Source organism: Bradyrhizobium sp. 45 (genome assembly GCF_023073155.1).
Taxonomy (GTDB): domain Bacteria; phylum Pseudomonadota; class Alphaproteobacteria; order Rhizobiales; family Xanthobacteraceae; genus Bradyrhizobium; species Bradyrhizobium canariense_D.
Genome location: NZ_JADPIX010000006.1, coordinates 105,325 through 126,395, shown reverse-complemented (window position 1 = coordinate 126,395; position 21,071 = coordinate 105,325). Strand labels below are relative to the sequence as shown.

Genomic DNA, 21,071 nt, shown 5'->3' with positions numbered 1-21,071 from the left:
GGATGCGGCGTGACCGCACGCTTCCTGCAAAACCCCTGGCGCCTGCTGCTCGCGATCAACGCGGCAATCATCGTTGGCGTCTTCGTTCACAAGATCCAGCTGCCGCCTTACGTCCCCTACATCCACCTCCTCGTCGATTACCATTTTGGCTTCATCAAGCGCGCGCTGATCGGGACGATCGTCGCGCTGTTCACCGACAAGGTGCCGCTATGGCTGGTGTTCGCGCTCGGCGGCGCTACATGGCTGGTGACGCTCGGGCTGTACGCAAGACTATTCCAGACAACGTTCGGCTTCACCGCGAAGACATTGCCGACGTTCGTCTTCATCGCGGGCTCGCCGTTCTTCCTCAAGAACTTCATGCACACGCTCGGCCATTTCGACATCTATGGCTGCGCGCTGGCGATCGTCCTGCTGCTGGTGCCGGCCGGCTCGCTGCTGTTCGTGGCGCTGGCTGCGCTGTTCTCGATCGTTCTCGTCCTGATCCACCACATCCATCTCTTGATGTATGTGCCGACCATCATCACCATCGTCGTGATCAGGCATTATCTAGCGCATGGCTGCGATCGCACCAATGTCGCGTTCGGCATCATGGCCCTGCTGGCCGTCTCCGCGCTGTTCTTCGCCGCGCAGTTTTGGGGAACGATGCCGGTCCCGGAGGCGGATTTCGTCGCCGATCTGAAGAGCCGGATGGCCGATCCGTCGCGGACCGACCTGCTGCAGTTTGCCTACATCTGGTATCAGCCGTTGGCGAAGGAGATTTCCGACACCTGGGGCCGCCTGCCGCACAACATCCTCGGCGTGCCCGTGTTCGCGCTGCTGATCTGGCTGCACACACCGCTGTGGCGCTATTTTGCGAATTTGATCGGCGCGCTCGCAAGCGACACGCATCGCCGCCTCGTCATTGCGGCGCTGATCGGCGTCAGCCTCGCCTATGTCGTGATGTTCGCGATGGTATTCGACTATTCGCGCTGGATCTCGAACTGGGCAGTCTGCATGTTCCTGATCCTGCACGCGGTGAAGATGCTGCCCGCCGCACGCGAGACGCCGCTGATTTCGGCGGAAGATCAGACGACAAATATCTTCGGCCTGATTGTCACATTGATCCCGCGCGTCGGAATCGTGCGGCCGTTCTAATATCTCGCCCGCCTGATCCGCACGTAGAGCGCGCCCTCGCCGCCATGGCCGATACCGGCCTCTTCGAATCCGACGACGAAGGCCCGGAATTCCGGCAGGCTCAGCCATTCCGGCACCTGACGGCGCAGCACGCCGCTTTCGCCGCCGCTTCGGCCCTTGCCGGTGATGACCAGCACGAAGGTCAGGCCGTCATGATGGGCGCGGTGCAGGAAGCCGCTCAGCGCGCGGTGGGCACGCATCTGGGTCATGCCGTGCAGATCGAGCCGCGCCTCGATCTCGCTGCGCCCGCGCGACAGCTTTGTGCGCTCGCGCTTGCCGAGCGGCGCCAGCGGCGGCACCGCCGGCTTCGCTGCGCGCGGTGCCGGGGCAGCGGCAATCGGACGTGGCGACGGCGCAATCCGGGGGGCGGGCGCTGCAGGCGAAGACTCGGTGCGTGGTGCAGCTTGCGCCTTCGCCGCACGATGCTTTCTCAGCGGCTTGACCTGCTTTGCGACCGTATCCCACAGCGCGCGCTCTTCCTCACTCAGCGCGCGACGGCGCGGCGAGGGACGAGGCTCCAGCACGGGCGGACGGGACGATCGCTTCATTGTTGCCGATGGGAGCGATTTTTCACCGGCCGCCGCGGCTCCTGAACTGGCTCGATCACGGGACGCGGCACCGGCAGCGGGACTGGACCGGCGACAGCGACCGTCTCGCTCTTGCTTTGCAGCTCGGCAGGCGGCTTGTCCTTCGCAGGCTCCGTTTGCGGAAACAGCTTTGCGATCTTCTCCGAGGGCCGCGGGTCCGGCACCGGGAGCCGCGCGCCGCGCGTTGTGGGATCGAGGCTCTTCGGCACCAGCATCACGAAATGCATGGCATGGCGCAGCCGTCCGGAGACCCGGCCGGCATCCTGACCCGCGCCGAAATAGAGATCGGCGCGCGCCGGACCGATGATGGCCGAGCCCGTGTCCTGCGCGATCATCAAGCGATGGAACGGCGTCTTCGCGCGTTCGGAATCGATCGGCAGCTCGCCTTCGATGAAAAACGGGGTGCCGTAGACGTGGAGCGATTTGTCGACCGCGATCGAGCGGCCGGCCGTCAACGGAATGCCTTGCGCGCCGACCGCCTCCTCCTTGTCGGATAGATTGACCTCGCGAAAGAAGATGTAGGAGCGGTTCTGGCGGCGCAGCTCCTTGGCACCGTCAGGGGTCTGCGCCATCCACTCCCTGATCTTCTGCATCGACATCTCTTCCTTTGGAATGATGCCGCGCTCGATCAGGATGCGACCGACCGCCGTATAGGGATAGCCGTTATAGGCGTCGTAGTTGAGCCGGACCGTGCCGCCGTCGTCGAACTTGATCCGCGCCGAACCCTGGATCTGGGCGAACAGCAGATCGGTCGGGTCCTTCAGCCAGGCAATCTCGAGTCCGCGGCCGGCGATCTTGCCGTCCTCGATCTCGGCGCGGTCGTAATAAGGCACGAGCTTGCGGCGGCCGATCTTGCGATAGACCGGGCCCTTGTTGGGCAGGCTGACCGAATCCTGCTTGTAACCGCGCACAAAGAGATTCGAGGGGCGGCGATAGACCGGGACATTGTAGACGTCGGTCTGCGTGCGCGATCCCTCCAGCACCGGTTCGTAATAGCCGGTGACGAAACCATCGGGCTCGCCGAGGCGCGAGATCCGCAGCGGCGCAAAATTCTCCTCGAAGAAGGTTTTGGCCCGAGCGTCGTCGGTAAGCTCGAGCGATTTGGCGACCCGGCAGGGTTCGCCCAGCGAGGCGCCCAAAGCCTTCGGTTCGGGAGCGCCGGTCTGCGCGTTGATCGGACGGCAGCTCGCGCGAAAGGTCTTGTAGGCGGCGAGATGATTGTCGTCGCCCCAGCCCTTCACGTCGGCCCAGGCCAGCGGCAGATATTGGGCGCCGGGAATTTCGAGCGGCAGGGGAAGCTGCGGATATGGCAAGGCGCGCGGCGGCGCGGCAGGCAATTCCGGGAGATGATGGTGATGGCTGCGATAGTGGCGCCGCGCCGCCTCAGCGCCGAGTGAAAACGACGACAGCGCGACGGCACCTGCGCAAAGCGCCGTCGCGCTGGTCTTCAGGAAAACCTTAATTCGCGCTTCCGGTGCCAACCAGCTTCCAGTTCGGATCGCGAGAAGTGATGTCGCGGGCGAAAGTCCAGATGTCGGTGATGTCGGCGACCGTGTCGGCGCTTCCGTCGACGATGTTGCCGGCCTTGTCCCGGGTGGCCGAGATCATCTGCGAGACGAAGCGGATCGTGAGCTGGGCGGTGCGGTCGCGCAGTTCGGCGCCGACGAGCTCGGCCTTGTCGATCGAGACAAAACGCGTCTCGGTCTTCTGCTCGTTCTTCTCGCGCTCCTTGATCGCGGCATCGAAGCTTTCATAGACCTCCGACGACAGCAGGTCGCGCAGCGCGCGGCGGTCGCCATTGGCAAAGGCCAGCACGATCATCTCATAGGCGCCGCGGGCGCCGGAGATGAAATGCCGCGGATCGAAGGTGGAATCCTTTTCGACGATGGCGTCGAGACCCTGGGCGAGCACGGTGCCCGGCTCGGTCAGGCCCTTCCAACGGTCGGAGGGCGGGGTCGGCTCGGCCGTCGGCGCCAAGGGAGCCTGGTCGATGACCTTGCCCGGCATGGTGACGACGTTCTTGTCCTGGGCGCCCTGGAGCGCGTTGCGGTCGAACGGCGGCCGCTCGTTGCCCGTGCGCTGCCCCAGCACGCTGCGCAGCCTCAGAAAGATGAAGACCGCCAGCGCCAGGAAGATGATGGTGTAGATGTCCACGTCGTATTCGCTTTCTGGTCGTCTGTAGAAGGGGCCGTCTCGAAAGGATCGTGCCGGGAAAATCGATCCGGCCAGTAGACCGTTCCATACCGGAACGGCAAGTCTACATCACCATTTTGGGTCCGCGCGTCAGGTCCGTGGGATGTAGGCACGAAATCTTGCCCGGCCAATGGCGCCTTTTGGCACAGCACCGAGTGTAGCGCGTTTTATGCTTAAGGGGAAACCCGATCCTGCCCGGAAATCGCGCATCTTCAATCGTTTAAGGCGCAGTTGCGCTGGATCGCCGGGGTGAACGCCACAGTTGTGGGCGTGGCCGGAATTCCCCATCCGGGACCGTTCGTCCTTGTGGAACGAGGTAGCCCTATGTTAGCCAACCGCCGCGAAATTCAGCCCAATCGGGTAAGGAGACACTCTTATGACCAACGGTAACGGCACCCCTCCCGAGGCGGCCCAGGCTCCCCAGCTCAACGTCCTGGCGCAATATACCAAGGACCTCTCGTTCGAAAATCCGAATGCGCCCAGCTCGCTCCAGCAGCAGAGCCAGCCGCCCCAGATCAACATCCAGATCAATGTCAGCGCCAACAATCTCAGCGAACAGGAGTTCGAGGTGACGCTGTCGGTCGAGGGCAAGGCCGAGACCGCCGGCAAGATCATGTTCTCGTTCGAGCTCGCTTATGCCGGCGTCTTCCGCATCTCCAACGTGCCGAAGGACAATTTGCATCCGCTGGTCATGATCGAATGCCCGCGCCTGCTGTTCCCGTTTGCCCGTGAGATCATCGCCACTGCCGTGCGCGACGGCGGGTTCCCGCCTTTGATGCTGGATCCGGTCGACTTCGTCGGCCTCTATCGCCAGAACATGGAGCGGCAAATGGCCGCTCAGCCGAGCGGCCAGGCTTAACCAGCCAAAGGGGCGGCTGGAGCGGGCAAGAACTCGTTCCAGATCGCCTTGTCGCCGAGCGTTGCGATGAAGGCCCGGTGGGCCTCGCGCTCGGCGTCCGAAATGCGCGGGGTGAGCGGCGCCGGCCGTTGCCGCCGAGGCGCATCGGCAGCCCCATTGGCGCGAGTCTCTTCGGATTCCGAAGCAAGCAGCAGCTGCGACTGCCGCGCCCCGACCAGATCCACATAGACTTCCGCAAGCAGCTCGGCGTCGAGCAATGCGCCGTGCTTGGTGCGGCGTGAATTGTCGATCGCATAGCGTGAGCAGAGATCGTCGAGCCGGTTCGACACGCCGGGATGCTTGCGCCGAGCCAGCAGCAGCGTATCGACCAGCCGCTCGCGCGGGATCGCCGGGCGCTTGATCCGGTCGAGCTCGGCATTGATGAAGCTGATGTCGAACGAGGCATTGTGGATCACCAGCGGCGCGTCGCCGATGAACTCCAGAAAATCGTCGACGACCTCGTGAAACAGCTGCTTCGTCGCCAGGAATTCGGCCGACAGCCCGTGCACCGCAAAGGCTTCTGCCGGCATGTCCCTTTCGGGATTGATGTAGACGTGGAAACTCTGCCCCGTCGGCATGCGATTGAGCATCTCGACGCAGCCGATTTCGACCAGGCGATCTCCCCGCAACGGGTCAAGGCCGGTGGTTTCTGTGTCGAGAACGATTTCGCGCATGATCTGGGAAGCCGTGTCAGGCGGCGAATCAGGCGCGCCGCTGCGGCATCTTAACGACGTCGGCGAGGATGTGCGCGATTTGGGCGCGCACCGGTTCGAGTCCGTGGGATGTATCCACCACGAAATCGGCACGCCTGCGCTTTTCCGCATCGGGTGTCTGCTTGGCGATGATGGCGTCGAGCTTGGCCTCGTCCATCGTGCCGCGCGCCAGCACCCGCTCGCGCTGCAGTTCCGGAGACGTGGTGACGACGACTACGGCATCGACCCGCGTCTCGCCACCCGTCTCGAACAGCAGCGGTATGTCCAGCACCACGACCGGCGCGTTGGCGGCTTCGGCGTCGGCGAAGAACTTTTTCCGGGAAGCGCCGAGCATCGGATGGACGATCTGCTCGAGCTGCTTGATGGCCGCAGGATCGTGCACCACACGCGCCGAGAGTTTTGGCCGATCAACCTTGCCGTTCGCGGTAGTGCCGGGGAAGGCGGCCTCGATCGCGGGTGCGGCCTCGCCCTCATAGAGCTGATGGACGGCCGCATCGGCATCGTAGACAGGCACGCCAGCCTCCGCGAACAATTTCGCGGTGGTGGATTTGCCCATCCCGATCGAGCCGGTCAGTCCCAGGATCCGCATCAGCGCCCAACCATATCTGCCAGTCACACCGCAACTAGCCGCTCGCGCCGCAGGAACGCAAGCAGCGGCAGCAGCGGCAAGCCGAGAATGGTGAAGTGGTCGCCCTCGATACGCTCGAACAAATGGATCCCCAGGCTTTCGAGCTGATAGCCGCCGACGCTGGTGCTGACGGCGCCGCCGGCGATGTCGAGATAGGCCGAAAGCTCGGCCTCGGTCATCTGCCGCATCGTGAGGCAGGCAACCGAGACGTCCTCGAAGATGATCTCGCCATCGCGTGCGATCGCCACGGCGGAATTCAGCTCATGGCTATGGCCGGAGAGATCGCGCAGCTGCGCCAGCGCCTGGGCGCGGCCCGCTGGCTTGTTGAAGAGGCGATCGCCAAGCGCCAGCGTTTGATCAGCACCAATGACGGTGCTTCCAACGTGATGGGCCGAGACTGCCTTGGCTTTTTCGCGCGCCAGCAGCAGGGCAATCTCGCGCGGACCAGAAAGCCCGGAGGCGGCCTGGATGCCGCGCTCGTCGATATCAGCCGTGATCGCCTTGAACTCGAGCCCGGCATTCGCCAGGAGCATCTTTCTCGCGCTGCTCTGCGAGGCCAGGATCAACGAAGATTTGCCGAGCCAGAGACCCATCGCGAAACTATCCCAAAGCTATTCAGAAGGCCGGTTACGCTGACGATCGCTGTAAAGTTTCATGATCGCCGCGGCGGTTTCCTCGATCGAGCGCCGCGTGACGTCGAGCAGCGGCCAATCGTGCTTGGCGCTCAGCTTGCGGGCAAATGCGACCTCCTCGGCGACCGATTGCTTGTCGGTATAAGTGTCGCTGCTGGAATCGGCCCCCATGGAGAGCAGGCGGTTCGTGCGCACCTGGATCAATCGTTCCGGCGTCGCATGCAAGCTCACCACCAGCGGTCGCGTCAACGTCTCCAGTTGCGAGGGCACCGGAATGCCTGGAACCAGCGGCACGTTGGCAGTGCGGATGCCTCGGTTGGCAAGGTAGATCGACGTCGGGGTCTTGGAGGTGCGGGAAACGCCGACGAGCACCACGTCCGCGTCGTCGAGCCCTTCGACATGCTGGCCGTCATCGTGGATCATCGTGTAGTTCAACGCGTCGATACGCTTGAAGTATTCGGCATTGAGCACGTGCTGGGCGCCGACCCGGCCGGTCGTGGCAGCTCCGAGATAGGCCTCGAACAACTGCATCACCGGCCCGATGATCGACAGGCTCGGAACATTGATCCCCTTGCACTTATCCTCGAGCCTCGAAACCAGATCCTTCTCGAGCAGCGTGAACAGCACGATTCCCGGCGCTTCCTCGATCTCGTCGAGCACGCGATCGAGCTGTTTCTGGCTGCGCACCAGCGGATAGACGTGCTCGACCGGGGTCACGTTGGCGTACTGGGCGGCAACGGCGCGCGCGACCGTGATCAGCGTCTCACCGGTGGAGTCGGAGACGAGGTGCAGATGGAAATAATTGTTCGAAGTCGGCACAAAAGCCCTTTGTATGGAGTCGGTGTGGTTTGTGGATTTCTGTGGAGCTTAACCTCCCGGAAAGGGATGTGCGACACCGGGGGCGGGACAACGGCGGATTTTCTTCACACCGCTGCCCCTGAGAACAACTTCGACGCCCTCCCGAAAGGGAAACGGGATTGCGTCGATAACCCTCTTGATAAGCTGCCGACAGAAACGCGCAAGCCTTTGAAGCTGACCGACTTATCGAAAGCGGCCGGAGCTGTCAGAGGATATGTTGATGGATGTGAACAAGCGCGTGTGAACGGGCGGACGGAGATGTGTGAGTCCAATTCACCGTCACATAGACTCAAACCTTAAGAATCTAAGATTCTTATTGGAGAAGGGCGCTACGGACGGATATGTGTGCAGGCAAGACCTTAACGAGTTCTTACTATCCCCAACGTTTCCCCTCGGCTGGGCAGGAATCCGGACCCCCAGACATGTTTGAAGACGTCTACCTCTGGATCAAGGCGCTGCATGTGATCGCCGTCATTTCCTGGATGGCGGGCATGCTCTATTTGCCACGGCTGTTCGTTTATCATTGCGAGGCTGAAGTCGGCTCGCAGCAGTCGGAAACGTTCAAGATCATGGAACGGCGGCTGTTCAAGGCGATCATCAACCCCGCTATGATCGTGACCTGGCTCGCCGGGCTCTACCTCGCCTGGGCTGGACACTGGTTCACTTTCGGCTGGCTGCACGTAAAACTGGCACTGGTCCTGGCGATGTCCGCGGTCCACGGCTTTTTTTCGCGCTGGCTGAAGGATTTCGCGGCGGACCGGCGCCCCCGGAGCCAGAAATTCTATCGGATTATCAACGAGGTACCAACTGCCTTGATGATTCTGATCGTCATCATGGTGATCGTGAAGCCGTTCTAGGCAGCGGTCGCGAACAATCGCTCAGTGCTTCTGCTTGCGGAGTGTGAGGCGATTTTCTATATTAGCGATATCCCACCCAACGCAGGCGGATGTGGTCGTGTCTGAGCTTTCCAGAGGCCGGACACCCCATCAGGTTTGAAGCCTCACCGGCGCTCTCCTTGCCAGACCTGCGGACCTTACCTTTTCGCGTCCGCATTTCAGAGCCTCCTCGCACCCCCCTCCCAGGTTACCCCACAGGACCACCCCAATGCGGGAAATCAAACTCCAGGACCTCAAGTCGAAGACGCCGGCCGAGCTCGTCTCGTTCGCGGAAGAGAATGGGGTCGAGAATGCCAGCACCATGCGCAAGCAGGAGCTGCTGTTCGCCATCCTCAAGCAGCTTGCGCTCGCCGAGACCGACATCGTCGGCGAAGGCGTCGTCGAGGTTCTCTCCGACGGCTTCGGCTTCCTCCGCTCGCCCGATGCGAATTATCTGCCGGGCCCGGATGACATCTACGTTTCGCCCTCGCAGATCCGCCGTTTTGGCCTGCGCACCGGCGACACTATCGAAGGCCACATCCGCAGCCCGAAGGAGGGCGAGCGCTATTTCGCGCTGCTGAAGGTCAACACGCTCAATTTCGAGGACCCGGAAAAGGCCAAGCACAAGGTCAATTTCGACAACCTCACGCCGCTGTTTCCGAATCAGCGCTTCCGCATGGAAATCGACGACCCCACGCGGAAAGACCTGTCTGCAAGGGTGATCGACATCGTTGCGCCGATCGGCAAGGGTCAGCGCGCGCTGATCGTCGCGCCGCCGCGCACGGGCAAGACCGTGCTGATGCAGAACATCGCGCACTCGATCGCGCATAATCATCCCGAGTGCTATCTGATCGTGCTCCTGATCGACGAACGTCCGGAAGAAGTCACGGACATGCAGCGCTCGGTGAAGGGCGAGGTCGTCTCCTCGACCTTCGACGAGCCGGCGGTGCGCCATGTCCAGGTCGCCGAGATGGTGATCGAGAAGGCCAAGCGTCTGGTTGAGCATGGCCGCGACGTCGTGATCCTGCTGGACTCCATCACGCGCCTCGGCCGCGCCTACAACACCGTGGTGCCGTCATCGGGCAAGGTGCTGACCGGCGGTGTCGATGCCAACGCGCTGCAGCGGCCGAAGCGGTTCTTCGGCGCCGCCCGCAACATCGAAGAGGGCGGCTCGCTGACGATCATCGCGACTGCGCTGGTTGATACCGGCAGCCGTATGGACGAAGTCATCTTCGAAGAGTTCAAGGGCACCGGCAACTCCGAGCTGATCCTCGATCGCAAGGTGTCGGACAAGCGGACCTTCCCGGCGATCGACATTTCGCGCTCCGGCACCCGTAAGGAAGAGCTGATCACCGATCCGGTGGTCTTGAAGAAGATGTACGTACTCCGCCGCATCCTGAATCCGATGGGGACGATGGACGGCATCGACTTCCTGCTCGACAAGCTGCGCTCGACCAAGAGCAATTCCGAGTTCTTCGATTCGATGAACACCTGATTGCAGTGCAACATGATCCAAAGGGCGCCTTCGGGCGCCCTTTTTCTTTGTGCGACTTTGTTGCAGCGAGCTGCAGCATGGCGGGGCGTTGTCGTCTGGAGTAGGCGTCGTCTAAGATGTTGATATAATTTATGAATAGCGGATCGAGGGATGCCGCTCATTCCGTTGCAAGTGGTTCTTGCAGTAGACGCTCGCGAATTTATTGCATCGCACTATTGGTTTTGCTGCGAGAATCCAAGCAGCATAATCGCTCGATTTGTCAGCCGAAACGGATGTTTGCCTTTTCCCTTTCAGCCGGACAAATAGGCTATGTATCCGCGAGACCACACCATCTTTGCACTGTCGTCTGGCCGTCCGCCAAGTGCGCTTGCGGCGGTGCGTGTCTCCGGGCCAGGCGCCAGCCTGGTGCTGACGACGCTGGCGGGCAAGCTGCCGGCGCCGAGGCAGGCCAGCCGCCGGCTCCTTCATGACGGCGTGGGCCAGCCGATCGACGATTCGGTGGTGTTGTGGTTTCCGGGGCCCGGCAGCGCGACCGGCGAGGACGTCGCCGAATTTCACGTCCATGGCGGCCGCGCGGTGCTGGCCGCACTGTTTACCGCAATTTCCGTAATTCCGAATATGCGAGCTGCCGAACCGGGCGAATTCACCCGGCGCGCCTTCGAGAACGGCAAGCTCGACCTGACCGAGGCGGAGGGCCTCGACGATCTCATTCATGCCGACACCGACCGCCAGCGCCGCCAGGCGTTGCGGCAGTTGCAGGGTCTCCTCGGCAATCGCGCGCGCGACTGGCGCGAGCGCATCATCGACGCCTCGGCCTTGATCGAGGCCGGCATCGATTTCTCCGACGAGGGCGATGTGCCCGCCGAGTTGAGAGCGCCTGCGGTCAAGGCGATCAGTGCGCTGCATGACGAAATCGCAGAAGTCCTTGCGGCACAGGGACAAGCTGAACGCTTGCGCGACGGCCTGGTGGTTGCGATCGCGGGCGAGCCGAATGTCGGCAAGTCGACGCTGATCAACCAGCTCGCGCGCCGCGACGTCGCGATCGTCTCGCCGCATGCCGGCACGACACGCGATGTGATCGAGGTGCAGCTCGATCTTGATGGCTATCCCGTCACGGTGATCGACACGGCCGGCATTCGCGAGACCGACGATCCGGTGGAGCAGGAGGGTGTTCGCCGGGCGCGAGCCCGAGCCGAAGACGCCGACCTCGTGTTGTGGCTGGTGGAGGCGGGGCGCGCGGTCGATCCGGCCGCAATGCCGTTGCTGGGGAAGTCCGGCAATGCAGGCAGCCGCTCCGGCGGTTCGGTCTGGATCGTGCGCAACAAGATCGATCTCGGCGGGGTCGAGGACGTCGGCCTGTACGGTGAGTTCGGAATCGCCGCCAGCCGGGGGGACGGCATTCCCGCGCTGGTCGATGCTATGGTGAAATTCGCCGCCGACTTCTTCGGAACGACTGAGGGCGCGTTGGTGACCCGGGCCCGGCAGCGGGATTTGCTGCGCCGGGCGTCGGACAGCTTGCGGCGGAGTCTGGAGCTTGTAGAAGACGGCGAGGAGCTTGCCGCCGAAGAGCTGCGCGCTGCGGCCTATGCCTTGGGCCGGCTGCTGGGTCGGGTGGATGTCGAGGACGTCCTGGGGGCGATTTTTCAGAAGTTCTGCGTTGGGAAGTAGCCCTAGTTCTTCATTGTACAACTAGCCTTTGTTCCACTTCTTCGTTTCACGTGAAACACTGCGGTCGCGTTCCGAGACGTTTCACGTAAAACGTGACTCCATTACCCATATTTGCTGGCAAACGTGGCAGCTAAGGGAGCGGGTGAGCGGAGAGATCCCGGATCACTCCGCTCGCGATGATGGGAGTATGCCGCTGCCATCGAGCTTCGAGACCGGGCCGCATCTGGACGTTACGGCCCTTCAGTAGACACTTTATGCGTCGGGAGCTCCGTTTTCTCCCACTGAAAATGATAATCTTTCCAAGGGCGGTTCTACTGTGCCTGGGGTTGTTTTCGCGAAAAACATCTGGGCTCCGCTTGCACCGTTTCACGTGAAACAACCGCCTTTCCAGTTTCCGCTTCCGGCTTCCCCGCCTCTGAGCTAGAAGTCCGTCCATGCGCACAGAGCGAGAGAGCTTCGACGTCATTGTGATTGGCGGCGGCCATGCCGGCTGTGAGGCCGCTTCTGCCTCTGCCCGGATGGGCGCGGCGACCGCTCTGGTGACGCACCGCTTCTCCACGGTCGGCGCGATGTCCTGCAATCCCGCCATTGGCGGTCTCGGCAAGGGCCATCTGGTTCGCGAGGTCGACGCGCTCGATGGTCTGATGGGCCGGGTCGGCGACGCCGGCGGTATTCAGTTTCGCGTTCTCAATCGCCGTAAGGGCCCAGCGGTCCGTGGTCCGCGCGCGCAGGCCGACCGGAAGCTCTATGCGGCCGCGATGCAGGCGGCGATCCGGGAGACCGAGGGTCTTTCCGTGGTCGAAGGCGAAGCGGACGAGCTGATCGTGGTCGAGGGACGGGTGATCGGCCTGCGCCTGGCAGATGGCCGCGAGCTTCGGGCAGGGGCTGTCGTCGTCACCACCGGCACCTTCCTTCGCGGTCTGATCCATCTCGGAGAGAAGAATTGGCCCGCCGGCAGGGTCGGCGAGGCGCCTGCGATGGGCCTTTCGACCTCGTTCGAGCGCGCCGGATTCACCCTTGGACGGCTCAAGACGGGCACTCCGCCGCGTCTGGATGGCACGACGATCGACTGGTCGGCGGTCGAGATGCAGCCGGGGGACGAGCCTCCGGAGCCGTTTTCGATGGTGACCGAGCGGATCACGACGCCGCAGATCCAGTGCGGAATCACCCGAACCAATTCCGCCACCCATGAGGTGATCCGGGCCAATGTTCATCGCTCTCCGATGTACTCCGGCCAGATCAAGAGCTCCGGACCGCGCTATTGCCCCTCGATCGAGGACAAGATCGTTCGCTTCGGCGATCGCGACGGTCACCAGATCTTCCTGGAGCCGGAAGGGCTCGACGACAGCACTGTCTATCCCAACGGCATCTCGACCTCGCTGCCGGAGGACGTTCAGCTCGCCATTCTCGCAACCATTCCCGGCCTGGAGCGGGTGAAGATGGTCCGGCCGGGCTATGCCATCGAATACGACCACATCGATCCGCGTGAGCTCGATCCGACCCTCCAGACCAAGCGCCTGCGCGGTCTGTTCCTGGCCGGCCAGATCAATGGCACCACGGGGTACGAGGAAGCTGCCGGCCAGGGCATCGTGGCCGGGCTGAACGCGGCATTGGCTGCGAGCGGCGCCGCGCTGACAGTGTTCGACCGAGCTGATGGCTATCTTGGCGTCATGGTCGACGACCTCGTCACCCGCGGCATCAGCGAACCCTATCGGATGTTCACCTCCAGGGCCGAGTACCGCCTGACACTGCGTGCCGACAATGCCGATCAGCGTTTGACCGAGAAGGGCGTCGCTCTGGGCTGCGTTGGCAGCGCCCGGACGGTGCATCATCGCGCCAAGATGGACGCCCTGAATGCGGCACGAGCGCTCTCGAAGTCGCTGACGATCACTCCGAACGAAGCGATCAAGCATGGTCTGTCCCTGAACCGGGACGGCCAGCGGCGCTCGGCTTTCGAACTGATGGCCTATCCCGATATTGGCTGGAGCCAGGTCCGTGCGATCTGGCCCGAGCTGTCCGGCATTGATCCCGTCATTGCCACCCATCTCGAGATCGACGCGAAGTACGATGTCTATCTGGAGCGCCAGAGCGCGGACGTCGAAGCCTTCAGGCGGGACGAGGGGATGGTGTTGTCGGACGTCGATTACCAGCAGGTCCCCGGTCTCTCCAATGAGGTGCGGGCCAAGCTGGAGAACGCGCGGCCGTTCACCGTTGGCCAGGCCGGCCGAATCGACGGCATGACGCCTGCCGCGCTCGGCATTCTTGCGGCCTATCTCCGCCGCGAAGCGCGGAAGACTTCCAAAGTAATCGCATAGGTTTCACGTGAAACAGCGCGGGCCGGGCGGCGGCAGATCGTCTTCAGGAAAACCCTCGGCGGGTGAGGGTGCCGGTGTTCGCTCCGAACCGGCGCCTGCCCGGCCAAAGATCGACAAGGCCAGCGCCAACGATCGATCGTGGGACGTCGTCATTGCAGCCGACAAGGTTGCGGCGCTCAACCTCGCGCCTGTTTCACATGAAACGGAAGCCCGGCTCGATCGCTACATCGCACTGCTGCGGGAGTGGCAGGCCAAGACCAACCTCGTCGCGCCCTCGACATTGCCGTACCTCTGGACCCGGCACATCGCCGACTCTCTTCAGCTCGTCGCTCTCGCCCCATCGGCCAAACGTTGGGCCGACCTCGGCAGCGGTGGCGGCTTTCCCGGGATCGTCCTGGCCTGCGCCATGGCCGGGACGGCCGGGGCGAGCGTCCATCTGGTCGAGCGAATCGCCAAGAAGGCGGCCTTCCTGCGCGAAGCCGTGCGCGTCACGACATCTCCGGGAGTCGTACATCTCGCTGAGATCGGGGATAATGTGGATAGAATCACCGGCCCGGTCGATTGCGTCACCGCGCGTGCGCTGGCTCCGCTACATCAACTCATCGGCTTTGCGGAGCCGCTGATGCGCCGGGGCGCAAAGGCGTTGTTTCTCAAGGGTCAAGATGTAGAGTCTGAATTGACCGAAGCCACTAAATATTGGAATATTCAGCCGCAGCTCCACCACAGCCGTACAGGCGACGGTTGGATCGTCGAGCTGGCTTCCGTCGAACGGCGCGGGTGAGGCGTCAGGGGCCGAGTGGGGGAATTTGCGATGAGCGTGATTGACGAACCGCAGCAAGAACAGACCGCCGCCGTCCCGCAGGGCCATCCGCGCATCCTGGCGCTGGCGAATCAGAAGGGCGGCGTGGGAAAAACAACCACGGCGATCAATCTCGGCACGGCGCTCGCTGCGATCGGCGAGCGCGTCCTGATCGTCGATCTCGATCCGCAGGGCAATGCCTCGACCGGACTCGGCATCGATCGCCGCAACCGCTCCTGCTCGACCTATGACGTTCTGATCGGCGAGGCGAGCCTGCGGGAAGCGGTGGTGTCGACGGCAGTGCCGCGGCTGCATATCGCGCCCTCGACCATGGATCTCTCCGGCCTTGAGCTCGAGCTCGGCACCACGCCGGGTCGTGCGTACAAGCTGCGCGATGCGATCAGCGCGCTCAACAACAACGTCTCGCCCGACGCCGATTACACTTACGTGCTGATCGACTGTCCGCCCTCGCTCAACTTGATCACCGTGAACGCGATGGCGGCTTCCGACGCAATCCTGGTGCCGCTCCAGTGCGAGTTCTTCGCGCTCGAAGGTCTGTCGCAATTGCTGCAGACGGTGGAGCAGGTGCGCTCGACGCTCAATCCGAGCCTGTCGATCCACGGCATCGTGCTGACCATGTTCGACTCGCGCAACAATCTCTCGAACCAGGTCGTTGCCGACGTCCGGCAGTTCATGGGCGAGAAGGTCTACAAGACCATGATCCCGCGCAACGTGCGCATCTCGGAGGCGCCGTCCTACGGCAAGCCGGTGCTCGTCTACGATCTCAAATGCGTCGGCAGCGAAGCTTATCTGCGGCTCGCCACCGAAGTGATCCAGCGCGAGCGCGAGCTGCGGACGACGCATTGAAGCGGCGTTGATGCTACGAGTTACGAGTTTCGACAATTCAGTTCTGGAGTGCAGCGTGAATCCAAGGGAGCTGGCGATGGCCGACGAAGCGCGTTCGCGACTGGGCCGGGGTCTTGCGAGTCTGATCGGTGACGTCGGCGGCGAGGCTCAGCATGTCGATCGGCCGCGCGCGCAACGCAAGGTGCCGATCGAGTTCATCAAGCCCAATCCGCGCAACCCGCGCCGCACCTTTTCGGAGAGCGAGCTCAGGGAGCTCAGCGATTCGATCAGGCAGCATGGCGTGATCCAGCCGATCGTGGTGCGCCCGGTGAAGGGTGCGCAGGACCGCTTCGAGATCATCGCCGGCGAACGGCGCTGGCGCGCCTCGCAAATGGCCGGCCTGCACGAAGTGCCGATCGTCCCCGTCGACATCAGCGACAGCGATGCGCTGGAGTTCGCGATCGTCGAGAACGTGCAACGCGAAGACCTCAACCCGATGGAAGAGGCGCTTGGGTATCACGCGCTCGCCAACGAGTTCAAACGCAGCCAGGACGACATCGCCAAAGTCGTCGGCAAGAGCCGCAGCCACATCGCCAACATGATGCGGCTGACGAAGCTTCCCGCCGAGGTGCAAACCCTGATCACGACCGGCGAGCTGACCGCGGGTCATGCCCGCGCGCTGATCGGCGTGCCTGATCCGCTCGCTGCCGCCAAGCGCATCGTCGAGGAGGGCCTCAACGTCCGCCAGGCCGAGGCGTTGGCGCATGAAGAGGGCGTGCCGGAGCGCAAGCCGCAGAAGGCGCGCACGGGGGCGAAGGAAAAGGACCCTGACACGGTCGACCTCGAAAAGCGCGTCAGCGACGCGCTCGGGCTCAAGGTCACGGTGAGCCACCGCGACCCCGGCGGCTCGGTCCAGATCAACTACCGCAACCTCGATCAGCTCGACGAGGTGATGCGGCGGCTGGCGAAGGGCGCCCTGTAGCCGCTTGGTGTCGTCCTGGCGAAAGCCAGGACCTCATGCCGATCCACACGTCATTGCGAGCGCAGCGAAGCAATCCAGAATCTTTCCGCGGAGAGATTCTGGATTGCTTCGTCGCAAGGGCTCCTCGCAATGACGAGGGGACAGTGCGGGAAGCTCAGCTCCGCCGCTTCGCGTTTGCGGCGATCGCCATCAGCGTGCGCTGGGCGATGGCGGCGGCGAGGGTGGATTGCTTGCGGGTATCGAGCGCGGCGGTCGCGAGCTGCTCGATGATGACGGCGAGCCGCGCCACGCTGAAATTGCGCAATGCGGTTTCGACCGCGGGCTTCCGCGAAAAATGCAGGCGCGGATAGCCGCTGTCGAGCACCGCGGATGCGGGCGTGCCGTCGGCGATTGCGAGCGCCGATTTGTGCAGCCACGCCGCCTGACGCTGCGCCGCGGAGATGATCACGCCGGGGTAGGTGCCGGCGATCATGGCTTTGGCAAACTCGTTCTCGACGATCTCGGGCCGGCCGGCGAAGGCGCCATCGACGATCGGATCGAGTTTCAGTTCCGACGCATCGGCGACGACAGCCATCACGTCATCCAGCGTGATCTCGCCCTTGCCATGGGCATAGAGCGTGAGCTTGCGCAGCTCGTTGCGGGAGGCCTGGCGATCGCCGCCGAGGAACGACATCAGCGCCGCGCGGGCATCTTGCGCGATGCGCAAATTGGCGATGCGGAGCTCGTCTTCCATGAGCTTGGCGAGATCGCGCTCGGTATCGGGATAGCAGGCGATCGCGACGGCCGTCTTGGCGCGTTCGCAGGCCTTGCGCAGTGGCGATTCCGGACGCAGCTCGCCGGCCTCGATCACGATGCGGCAATCCCTGACGCCCATTTCCGCCAGCGTGTCGATAGCACTGGCAAAGCTGCGCGAGCCGGCGCGCACGCGGATGGCGCGGCGGCCGCCGAACAGCGGCACCGTCATGGCCTCGTCGACGAGGCGCGACGGCTCGGCGGAGAGCTCGTCGCCATCGACCTTGACCAGCGAGAAGGGATCATTGGGATCGTCGACGGACGAGGCGATCAGCGCATCCGCGCGTTCGCGGACCAGGCCGGCGTCGGGACCATAGAGCAGGATGATCGGACGGCCCGCATCGGGGCGGGCGAGAAAGGCGTCGATCTCTTTTCCGCGCAGCGCGACCATGTTGCCTGGGACTCGTCATTCCGGGCGAACCGGGGTGACGGGATGAATTAAGTGCCCGCGGTGAAGAACGAGGCGAGTCGAGTCGTGATGTTCTCGGCGATCTCGTTGGCAGCACGATCCTCGGCATCACGTACCGCGCGGTTGCGGCTGAAACGCTGATAGGAGCCGGGCATGTCGTAGGACACGCGGGAGAACGTGGTGCCTGTCATCACCGACTTGCCGCTGACGACCTCGATCAGATTGTACTGGGCGTCGAGGCCGTAGTTTTCGCTGCTGGGCAGGCCGGTGTTGGGATCGACGATCAGCGACGTCTTGCTGCTTGCGAAGCGGATCTCGAGGCGGTGGGTTGGCGGCATGCCAGTGGCGCTGCCATAGAGCTTGAAGGCCAGCGCGTTGCGGACCTCGACGCCGACCCGGGCCTCGCGTGAGGCATTGGCTTTGGCGATCGGGGGTAGATCGACCCCCATCAGCTTCTCGCGCAGACCGGGGGTGCCGTCGGTGTGCTCGGCATACATCGGGTGGAAGCAGCCGGCCGTCATGGCCGCCAGTGCGGCGACCGCCAGCAAGCGGGCTGCGATGCGGATCCTAGCCGACAACATTCACGATCCTCTTGGGGACGATAATCACCTTGCGGACGGGTTTGCCATCCAAGGCCAGTTTTACCGCATCGAGGGCCAAAACGGCAGCCTCGATTTCCGGATTCTCGGCCGCTGTTGCAACTGTGACCTCGCCCCGCTTCTTACCGTTGACCTGGACCACCAGGGTCACACTGTCTTCAACCAGCAAATCGCGTTCGATTTGGGGCCAATTGGCCTCGGAAACCAGCCCGCTATGGCCCAGAACCTGCCAACACTCCTCGGCCAAATGCGGCATCATCGGGGAGAACAGCTGGACCAGGATCTGGCTGGCCTCCCGGATCGCCCAGGCCAAATCTGGAGCCGGCTGGCCGGGACGTTGCAAGATCTCCGCAAACGCATTGGTGAATTCGCGGATATGGGCGAGGCAGACGTTGAAGTGCAGTCGCTCGATTCCGGTGGTGACCTTGTCCAGCGCGCCATGGGCAGCCTTGCGCAAGGCGGTGGCGTCCGGGCCGAAGCTGGCCGGCCGGGCCGTCGGCGCGCCCTTGCCGGGTTCCACAGAATCGTTCACCAGCCGCCACAGCCGCTGCACGAAGCGCGAGGCGCCCTGGACGCGCTCGTCGCTCCAGATCACGTCGCGCTCGGGCGGGGAGTCCGACAGCATGAACCAGCGGGCGACGTCGGCGCCATAGGTCTCGATGATGTCGTCGGGATCGACCGTGTTCTTCTTCGACTTCGACATCTTCTCGATCGGGCCGATCTGGATGTCTTCGCCTGACGTTAGCAGCGTGGCGCGGCGGCCGTTGGCGCCGGTCTCGACCTTCACCTCGACCGGCTGGACGTAGGTGCCGTCGGCCTTCTGGTAGGTCTCGTGCACTACCATGCCCTGCGTGAACATGCCCGCGAACGGCTCGTCCAGGGCGATGTGCCCGGTCGCCTTCATCGCGCGGGTGAAGAAGCGGCTGTAGAGCAGATGCAGGATCGCGTGCTCGACGCCGCCGATATACTGGTCGACCGGCAGCATCCGGTTGGCGACCTCTGGCGTCGTCGGAGCGTTCTCGTTCCAGGGATCGGTGAAACGCGCAAAGTACCAGGACGAATCGACGAAGGTGTCCATGGTGTCAGTTTCGCGGCTAGCCTTGCCGCCGCATTGCGGACAGGTGACGTGCTTCCAGGTCGGATGATGATCGAGCGCGTTGCCCGGCTTGTCGAAGGTCGCATCGTCCGGCAGTTCGACGGGCAGATCGGCATCCGGCACCGGCACGACGTCGCATTTCGGGCAATGGATGACGGGGATCGGGCAGCCCCAATAGCGCTGGCGCGAAATGCCCCAGTCGCGCAGGCGGAAATTGACCTGGCGCTCGCCGACCGGCGCGTTGCCGCGCAGCTCGCTCTCGAGACGCTTCGCCACCTCGTCCTTGGCCTGATCGATGGTCATGCCGTCAAGGAAACGCGAATTGATCATGCGGCCGTCACCGTCATAGGCGGTATCGGTGATGACGAATGATTTCGGATCCTGGCCCTCGGGGCACACCACCGGCGTGTTGCCGAGAGCGTACTTGTTGACGAAGTCGAGGTCGCGCTGGTCGTGTGCGGGACAGCCGAAAATGGCGCCGGTGCCGTATTCCATCAGCACGAAGTTGGCGACATAGACCGGCAGCTTCCAGCTCGGATCGAACGGGTGGACCGCGCGGATGCCGGTATCGAATCCCTGCTTCTCGGCGGTGTCGATGATCTCCTGCGCCGTGCCCATCCGCTTGATCTCGCCGATGAACTCGGCAAGCTTCGGATTCTTAGCCGCGGCTGCCTGCGCCAACGGATGATCGGCCGAGATCGCCATGAACTTCGCGCCGAACAGCGTGTCGGGGCGTGTCGTAAAAATCTTCAGCTCGCTCTCGCCGGCCGGCGTCGTCGTCGCGTCGAGCGCGAAGCGGATCAGCAGGCCCTCGGACCGGCCGATCCAGTTGCGCTGCATCAGCCGCACCTTGTCGGGCCAGCGGTCCAGCGTATCCAGTGCAGACAGCAGCTCCTGCGAGTACTTCGTGATCTTGAAGACCCACTGGTTCATTTCCCGTTGCTCGACAACGGCACCCGAACGCCAGCCCTTCCCGTCGATCACCTGCTCGTTGGCGAGCACGGTCATGTCGACGGGGTCCCAGTTCACCTTGCGCTTCTCGCGCTCGGCGAGGCCTTCGCGCAGGAAGTCCAGAAACATCTTCTGCTGGTGCTTGTAATAGGAGGGATCGCAGGTCGCGATCTCGCGGCTCCAGTCCAGCGACAGTCCGATCGAACGGAGCTGCTTCTTCATCGCGGCGATGTTGGCGTAGGTCCAGGCCTTCGGTGCGACCTTGCGCTCGATCGCGGCGTTCTCGGCCGGCAGGCCGAAAGCGTCCCAGCCCATCGGGTGCAGCACGTTGAAACCCTTGGCTCGCATGAAGCGGGCCAGTACGTCGCCAAGCGTGTAATTGCGGACATGGCCGATATGGATGCGCCCCGACGGGTAGGGGAACATCTCAAGCACATAGTATTTCGGCCGCGGATCGTCGTTTTTGGAGACGAAGATCGCCTGTTGGTCCCAGGCGGCTTGCCAGCGCGGTTCGGCGTCGCGGGCGTTGTAGCGTTCGGAGGTCATGGAATCGTTGGGTTTT

19 protein-coding genes are annotated in these 21,071 nt (G+C 63.4%); 9 read left to right on the top strand and 10 right to left on the bottom strand.

What is annotated here, in order from left to right; genetic code table 11:
- The first annotated feature begins 9 nt into the window (after positions 1-9).
- Positions 10-1,134 carry a hypothetical protein gene (locus IVB42_RS01120; RefSeq protein ID WP_018459634.1) on the top strand — a complete coding sequence of 375 codons (1,125 nt, stop codon included), beginning with the start codon at positions 10-12 and terminating at the stop codon, positions 1,132-1,134.
- Here the strand turns inward: IVB42_RS01120 and IVB42_RS01115 are convergent.
- From IVB42_RS01115 to IVB42_RS01105, 3 genes are read right to left on the bottom strand one after another with little or no spacing between them, the layout of a single operon-like run.
- Positions 1,131-1,721 (bottom strand): Smr/MutS family protein, encoded by a 591-nt coding sequence (locus IVB42_RS01115; protein WP_018459635.1) that lies wholly within the window; start codon positions 1,719-1,721, stop codon positions 1,131-1,133. The two genes, IVB42_RS01120 and IVB42_RS01115, sit on opposite strands and share 4 nt — an antisense overlap.
- Positions 1,718-3,241, bottom strand: coding sequence for an MltA domain-containing protein (locus IVB42_RS01110; RefSeq protein ID WP_018459636.1), 1,524 nt, complete (start codon positions 3,239-3,241; stop codon positions 1,718-1,720). Before IVB42_RS01110 ends, IVB42_RS01115 begins: the two co-directional genes overlap by 4 nt.
- Positions 3,219-3,914, bottom strand: coding sequence for a Tim44/TimA family putative adaptor protein (locus IVB42_RS01105; protein WP_007604067.1), 696 nt, complete (start codon positions 3,912-3,914; stop codon positions 3,219-3,221). Before IVB42_RS01105 ends, IVB42_RS01110 begins: the two co-directional genes overlap by 23 nt.
- 415 nt (positions 3,915-4,329) lie before the next feature.
- Here IVB42_RS01105 and secB point away from each other — a divergent pair, with 415 nt between their 5' ends.
- Positions 4,330-4,812 (top strand): protein-export chaperone SecB, encoded by a 483-nt coding sequence (gene secB, locus IVB42_RS01100; RefSeq protein WP_007598595.1) that lies wholly within the window; start codon positions 4,330-4,332, stop codon positions 4,810-4,812.
- Here secB and dnaQ read toward each other — a convergent pair.
- From dnaQ to IVB42_RS01080, 4 genes are read right to left on the bottom strand one after another with little or no spacing between them, the layout of a single operon-like run.
- Positions 4,809-5,525, bottom strand: a complete 717-nt coding sequence (gene dnaQ, locus IVB42_RS01095) for a DNA polymerase III subunit epsilon (protein WP_018459637.1) — start codon at positions 5,523-5,525, stop codon at positions 4,809-4,811. The genes secB and dnaQ overlap by 4 nt on opposite strands.
- A 28-nt stretch (positions 5,526-5,553) precedes the next feature.
- Positions 5,554-6,153 carry a dephospho-CoA kinase gene (coaE, locus tag IVB42_RS01090; RefSeq protein WP_085349243.1) on the bottom strand — a complete coding sequence of 200 codons (600 nt, stop codon included), beginning with the start codon at positions 6,151-6,153 and terminating at the stop codon, positions 5,554-5,556.
- Between the two features lie 23 nt (positions 6,154-6,176).
- A complete protein-coding gene (locus tag IVB42_RS01085; protein WP_247295824.1) occupies positions 6,177-6,785 on the bottom strand; it encodes a Maf family nucleotide pyrophosphatase in 609 nt (202 codons plus the stop codon).
- 18 nt (positions 6,786-6,803) lie between these two features.
- Positions 6,804-7,643: a pyruvate, water dikinase regulatory protein gene (locus tag IVB42_RS01080; RefSeq protein WP_018459640.1), complete on the bottom strand. Its 840-nt coding sequence runs from the start codon at positions 7,641-7,643 to the stop codon at positions 6,804-6,806.
- Between the two features lie 461 nt (positions 7,644-8,104).
- Here IVB42_RS01080 and hemJ point away from each other — a divergent pair, with 461 nt between their 5' ends.
- From hemJ to IVB42_RS01045, 7 genes are all read left to right on the top strand, one after another.
- Positions 8,105-8,539, top strand: coding sequence for a protoporphyrinogen oxidase HemJ (gene hemJ, locus IVB42_RS01075; protein WP_018459641.1), 435 nt, complete (start codon positions 8,105-8,107; stop codon positions 8,537-8,539).
- Positions 8,540-8,786: 247 nt separating this feature from the next.
- A complete protein-coding gene (gene rho, locus IVB42_RS01070; protein ID WP_007598612.1) occupies positions 8,787-10,052 on the top strand; it encodes a transcription termination factor Rho in 1,266 nt (421 codons plus the stop codon).
- A gap of 309 nt (positions 10,053-10,361) precedes the next feature.
- Positions 10,362-11,720 (top strand): tRNA uridine-5-carboxymethylaminomethyl(34) synthesis GTPase MnmE, encoded by a 1,359-nt coding sequence (gene mnmE, locus IVB42_RS01065; protein WP_247295821.1) that lies wholly within the window; start codon positions 10,362-10,364, stop codon positions 11,718-11,720.
- Between the two features lie 434 nt (positions 11,721-12,154).
- The gene (gene mnmG, locus IVB42_RS01060; protein ID WP_018459643.1) at positions 12,155-14,035 is read left to right on the top strand and encodes a tRNA uridine-5-carboxymethylaminomethyl(34) synthesis enzyme MnmG; all 1,881 of its coding nucleotides are present in this window, start codon (positions 12,155-12,157) and stop codon (positions 14,033-14,035) included.
- Between the two features lie 7 nt (positions 14,036-14,042).
- Positions 14,043-14,816 (top strand): 16S rRNA (guanine(527)-N(7))-methyltransferase RsmG, encoded by a 774-nt coding sequence (gene rsmG / locus IVB42_RS01055; RefSeq protein ID WP_018459644.1) that lies wholly within the window; start codon positions 14,043-14,045, stop codon positions 14,814-14,816.
- A gap of 30 nt (positions 14,817-14,846) precedes the next feature.
- Positions 14,847-15,701, top strand: a complete 855-nt coding sequence (locus IVB42_RS01050; protein WP_018459645.1) for a ParA family protein — start codon at positions 14,847-14,849, stop codon at positions 15,699-15,701.
- 76 nt (positions 15,702-15,777) lie between these two features.
- Positions 15,778-16,662 carry a ParB/RepB/Spo0J family partition protein gene (locus IVB42_RS01045; RefSeq protein WP_018459646.1) on the top strand — a complete coding sequence of 295 codons (885 nt, stop codon included), beginning with the start codon at positions 15,778-15,780 and terminating at the stop codon, positions 16,660-16,662.
- Between the two features lie 154 nt (positions 16,663-16,816).
- Here the strand turns inward: IVB42_RS01045 and holA are convergent, their stop codons facing one another.
- From holA to leuS, 3 genes are read right to left on the bottom strand one after another with little or no spacing between them, the layout of a single operon-like run.
- Entirely contained in the window at positions 16,817-17,845 is a 1,029-nt protein-coding gene (gene holA / locus IVB42_RS01040) for a DNA polymerase III subunit delta (protein WP_018459647.1), read from the bottom strand.
- 47 nt (positions 17,846-17,892) lie between these two features.
- Positions 17,893-18,444 carry an LPS assembly lipoprotein LptE gene (gene lptE, locus IVB42_RS01035; RefSeq protein WP_018459648.1) on the bottom strand — a complete coding sequence of 184 codons (552 nt, stop codon included), beginning with the start codon at positions 18,442-18,444 and terminating at the stop codon, positions 17,893-17,895.
- A complete protein-coding gene (gene leuS, locus IVB42_RS01030) occupies positions 18,431-21,055 on the bottom strand; it encodes a leucine--tRNA ligase (RefSeq protein ID WP_018459649.1) in 2,625 nt (874 codons plus the stop codon). The genes lptE and leuS overlap by 14 nt, the downstream gene beginning before the upstream one ends.
- Positions 21,056-21,071 lie beyond the last annotated feature (16 nt).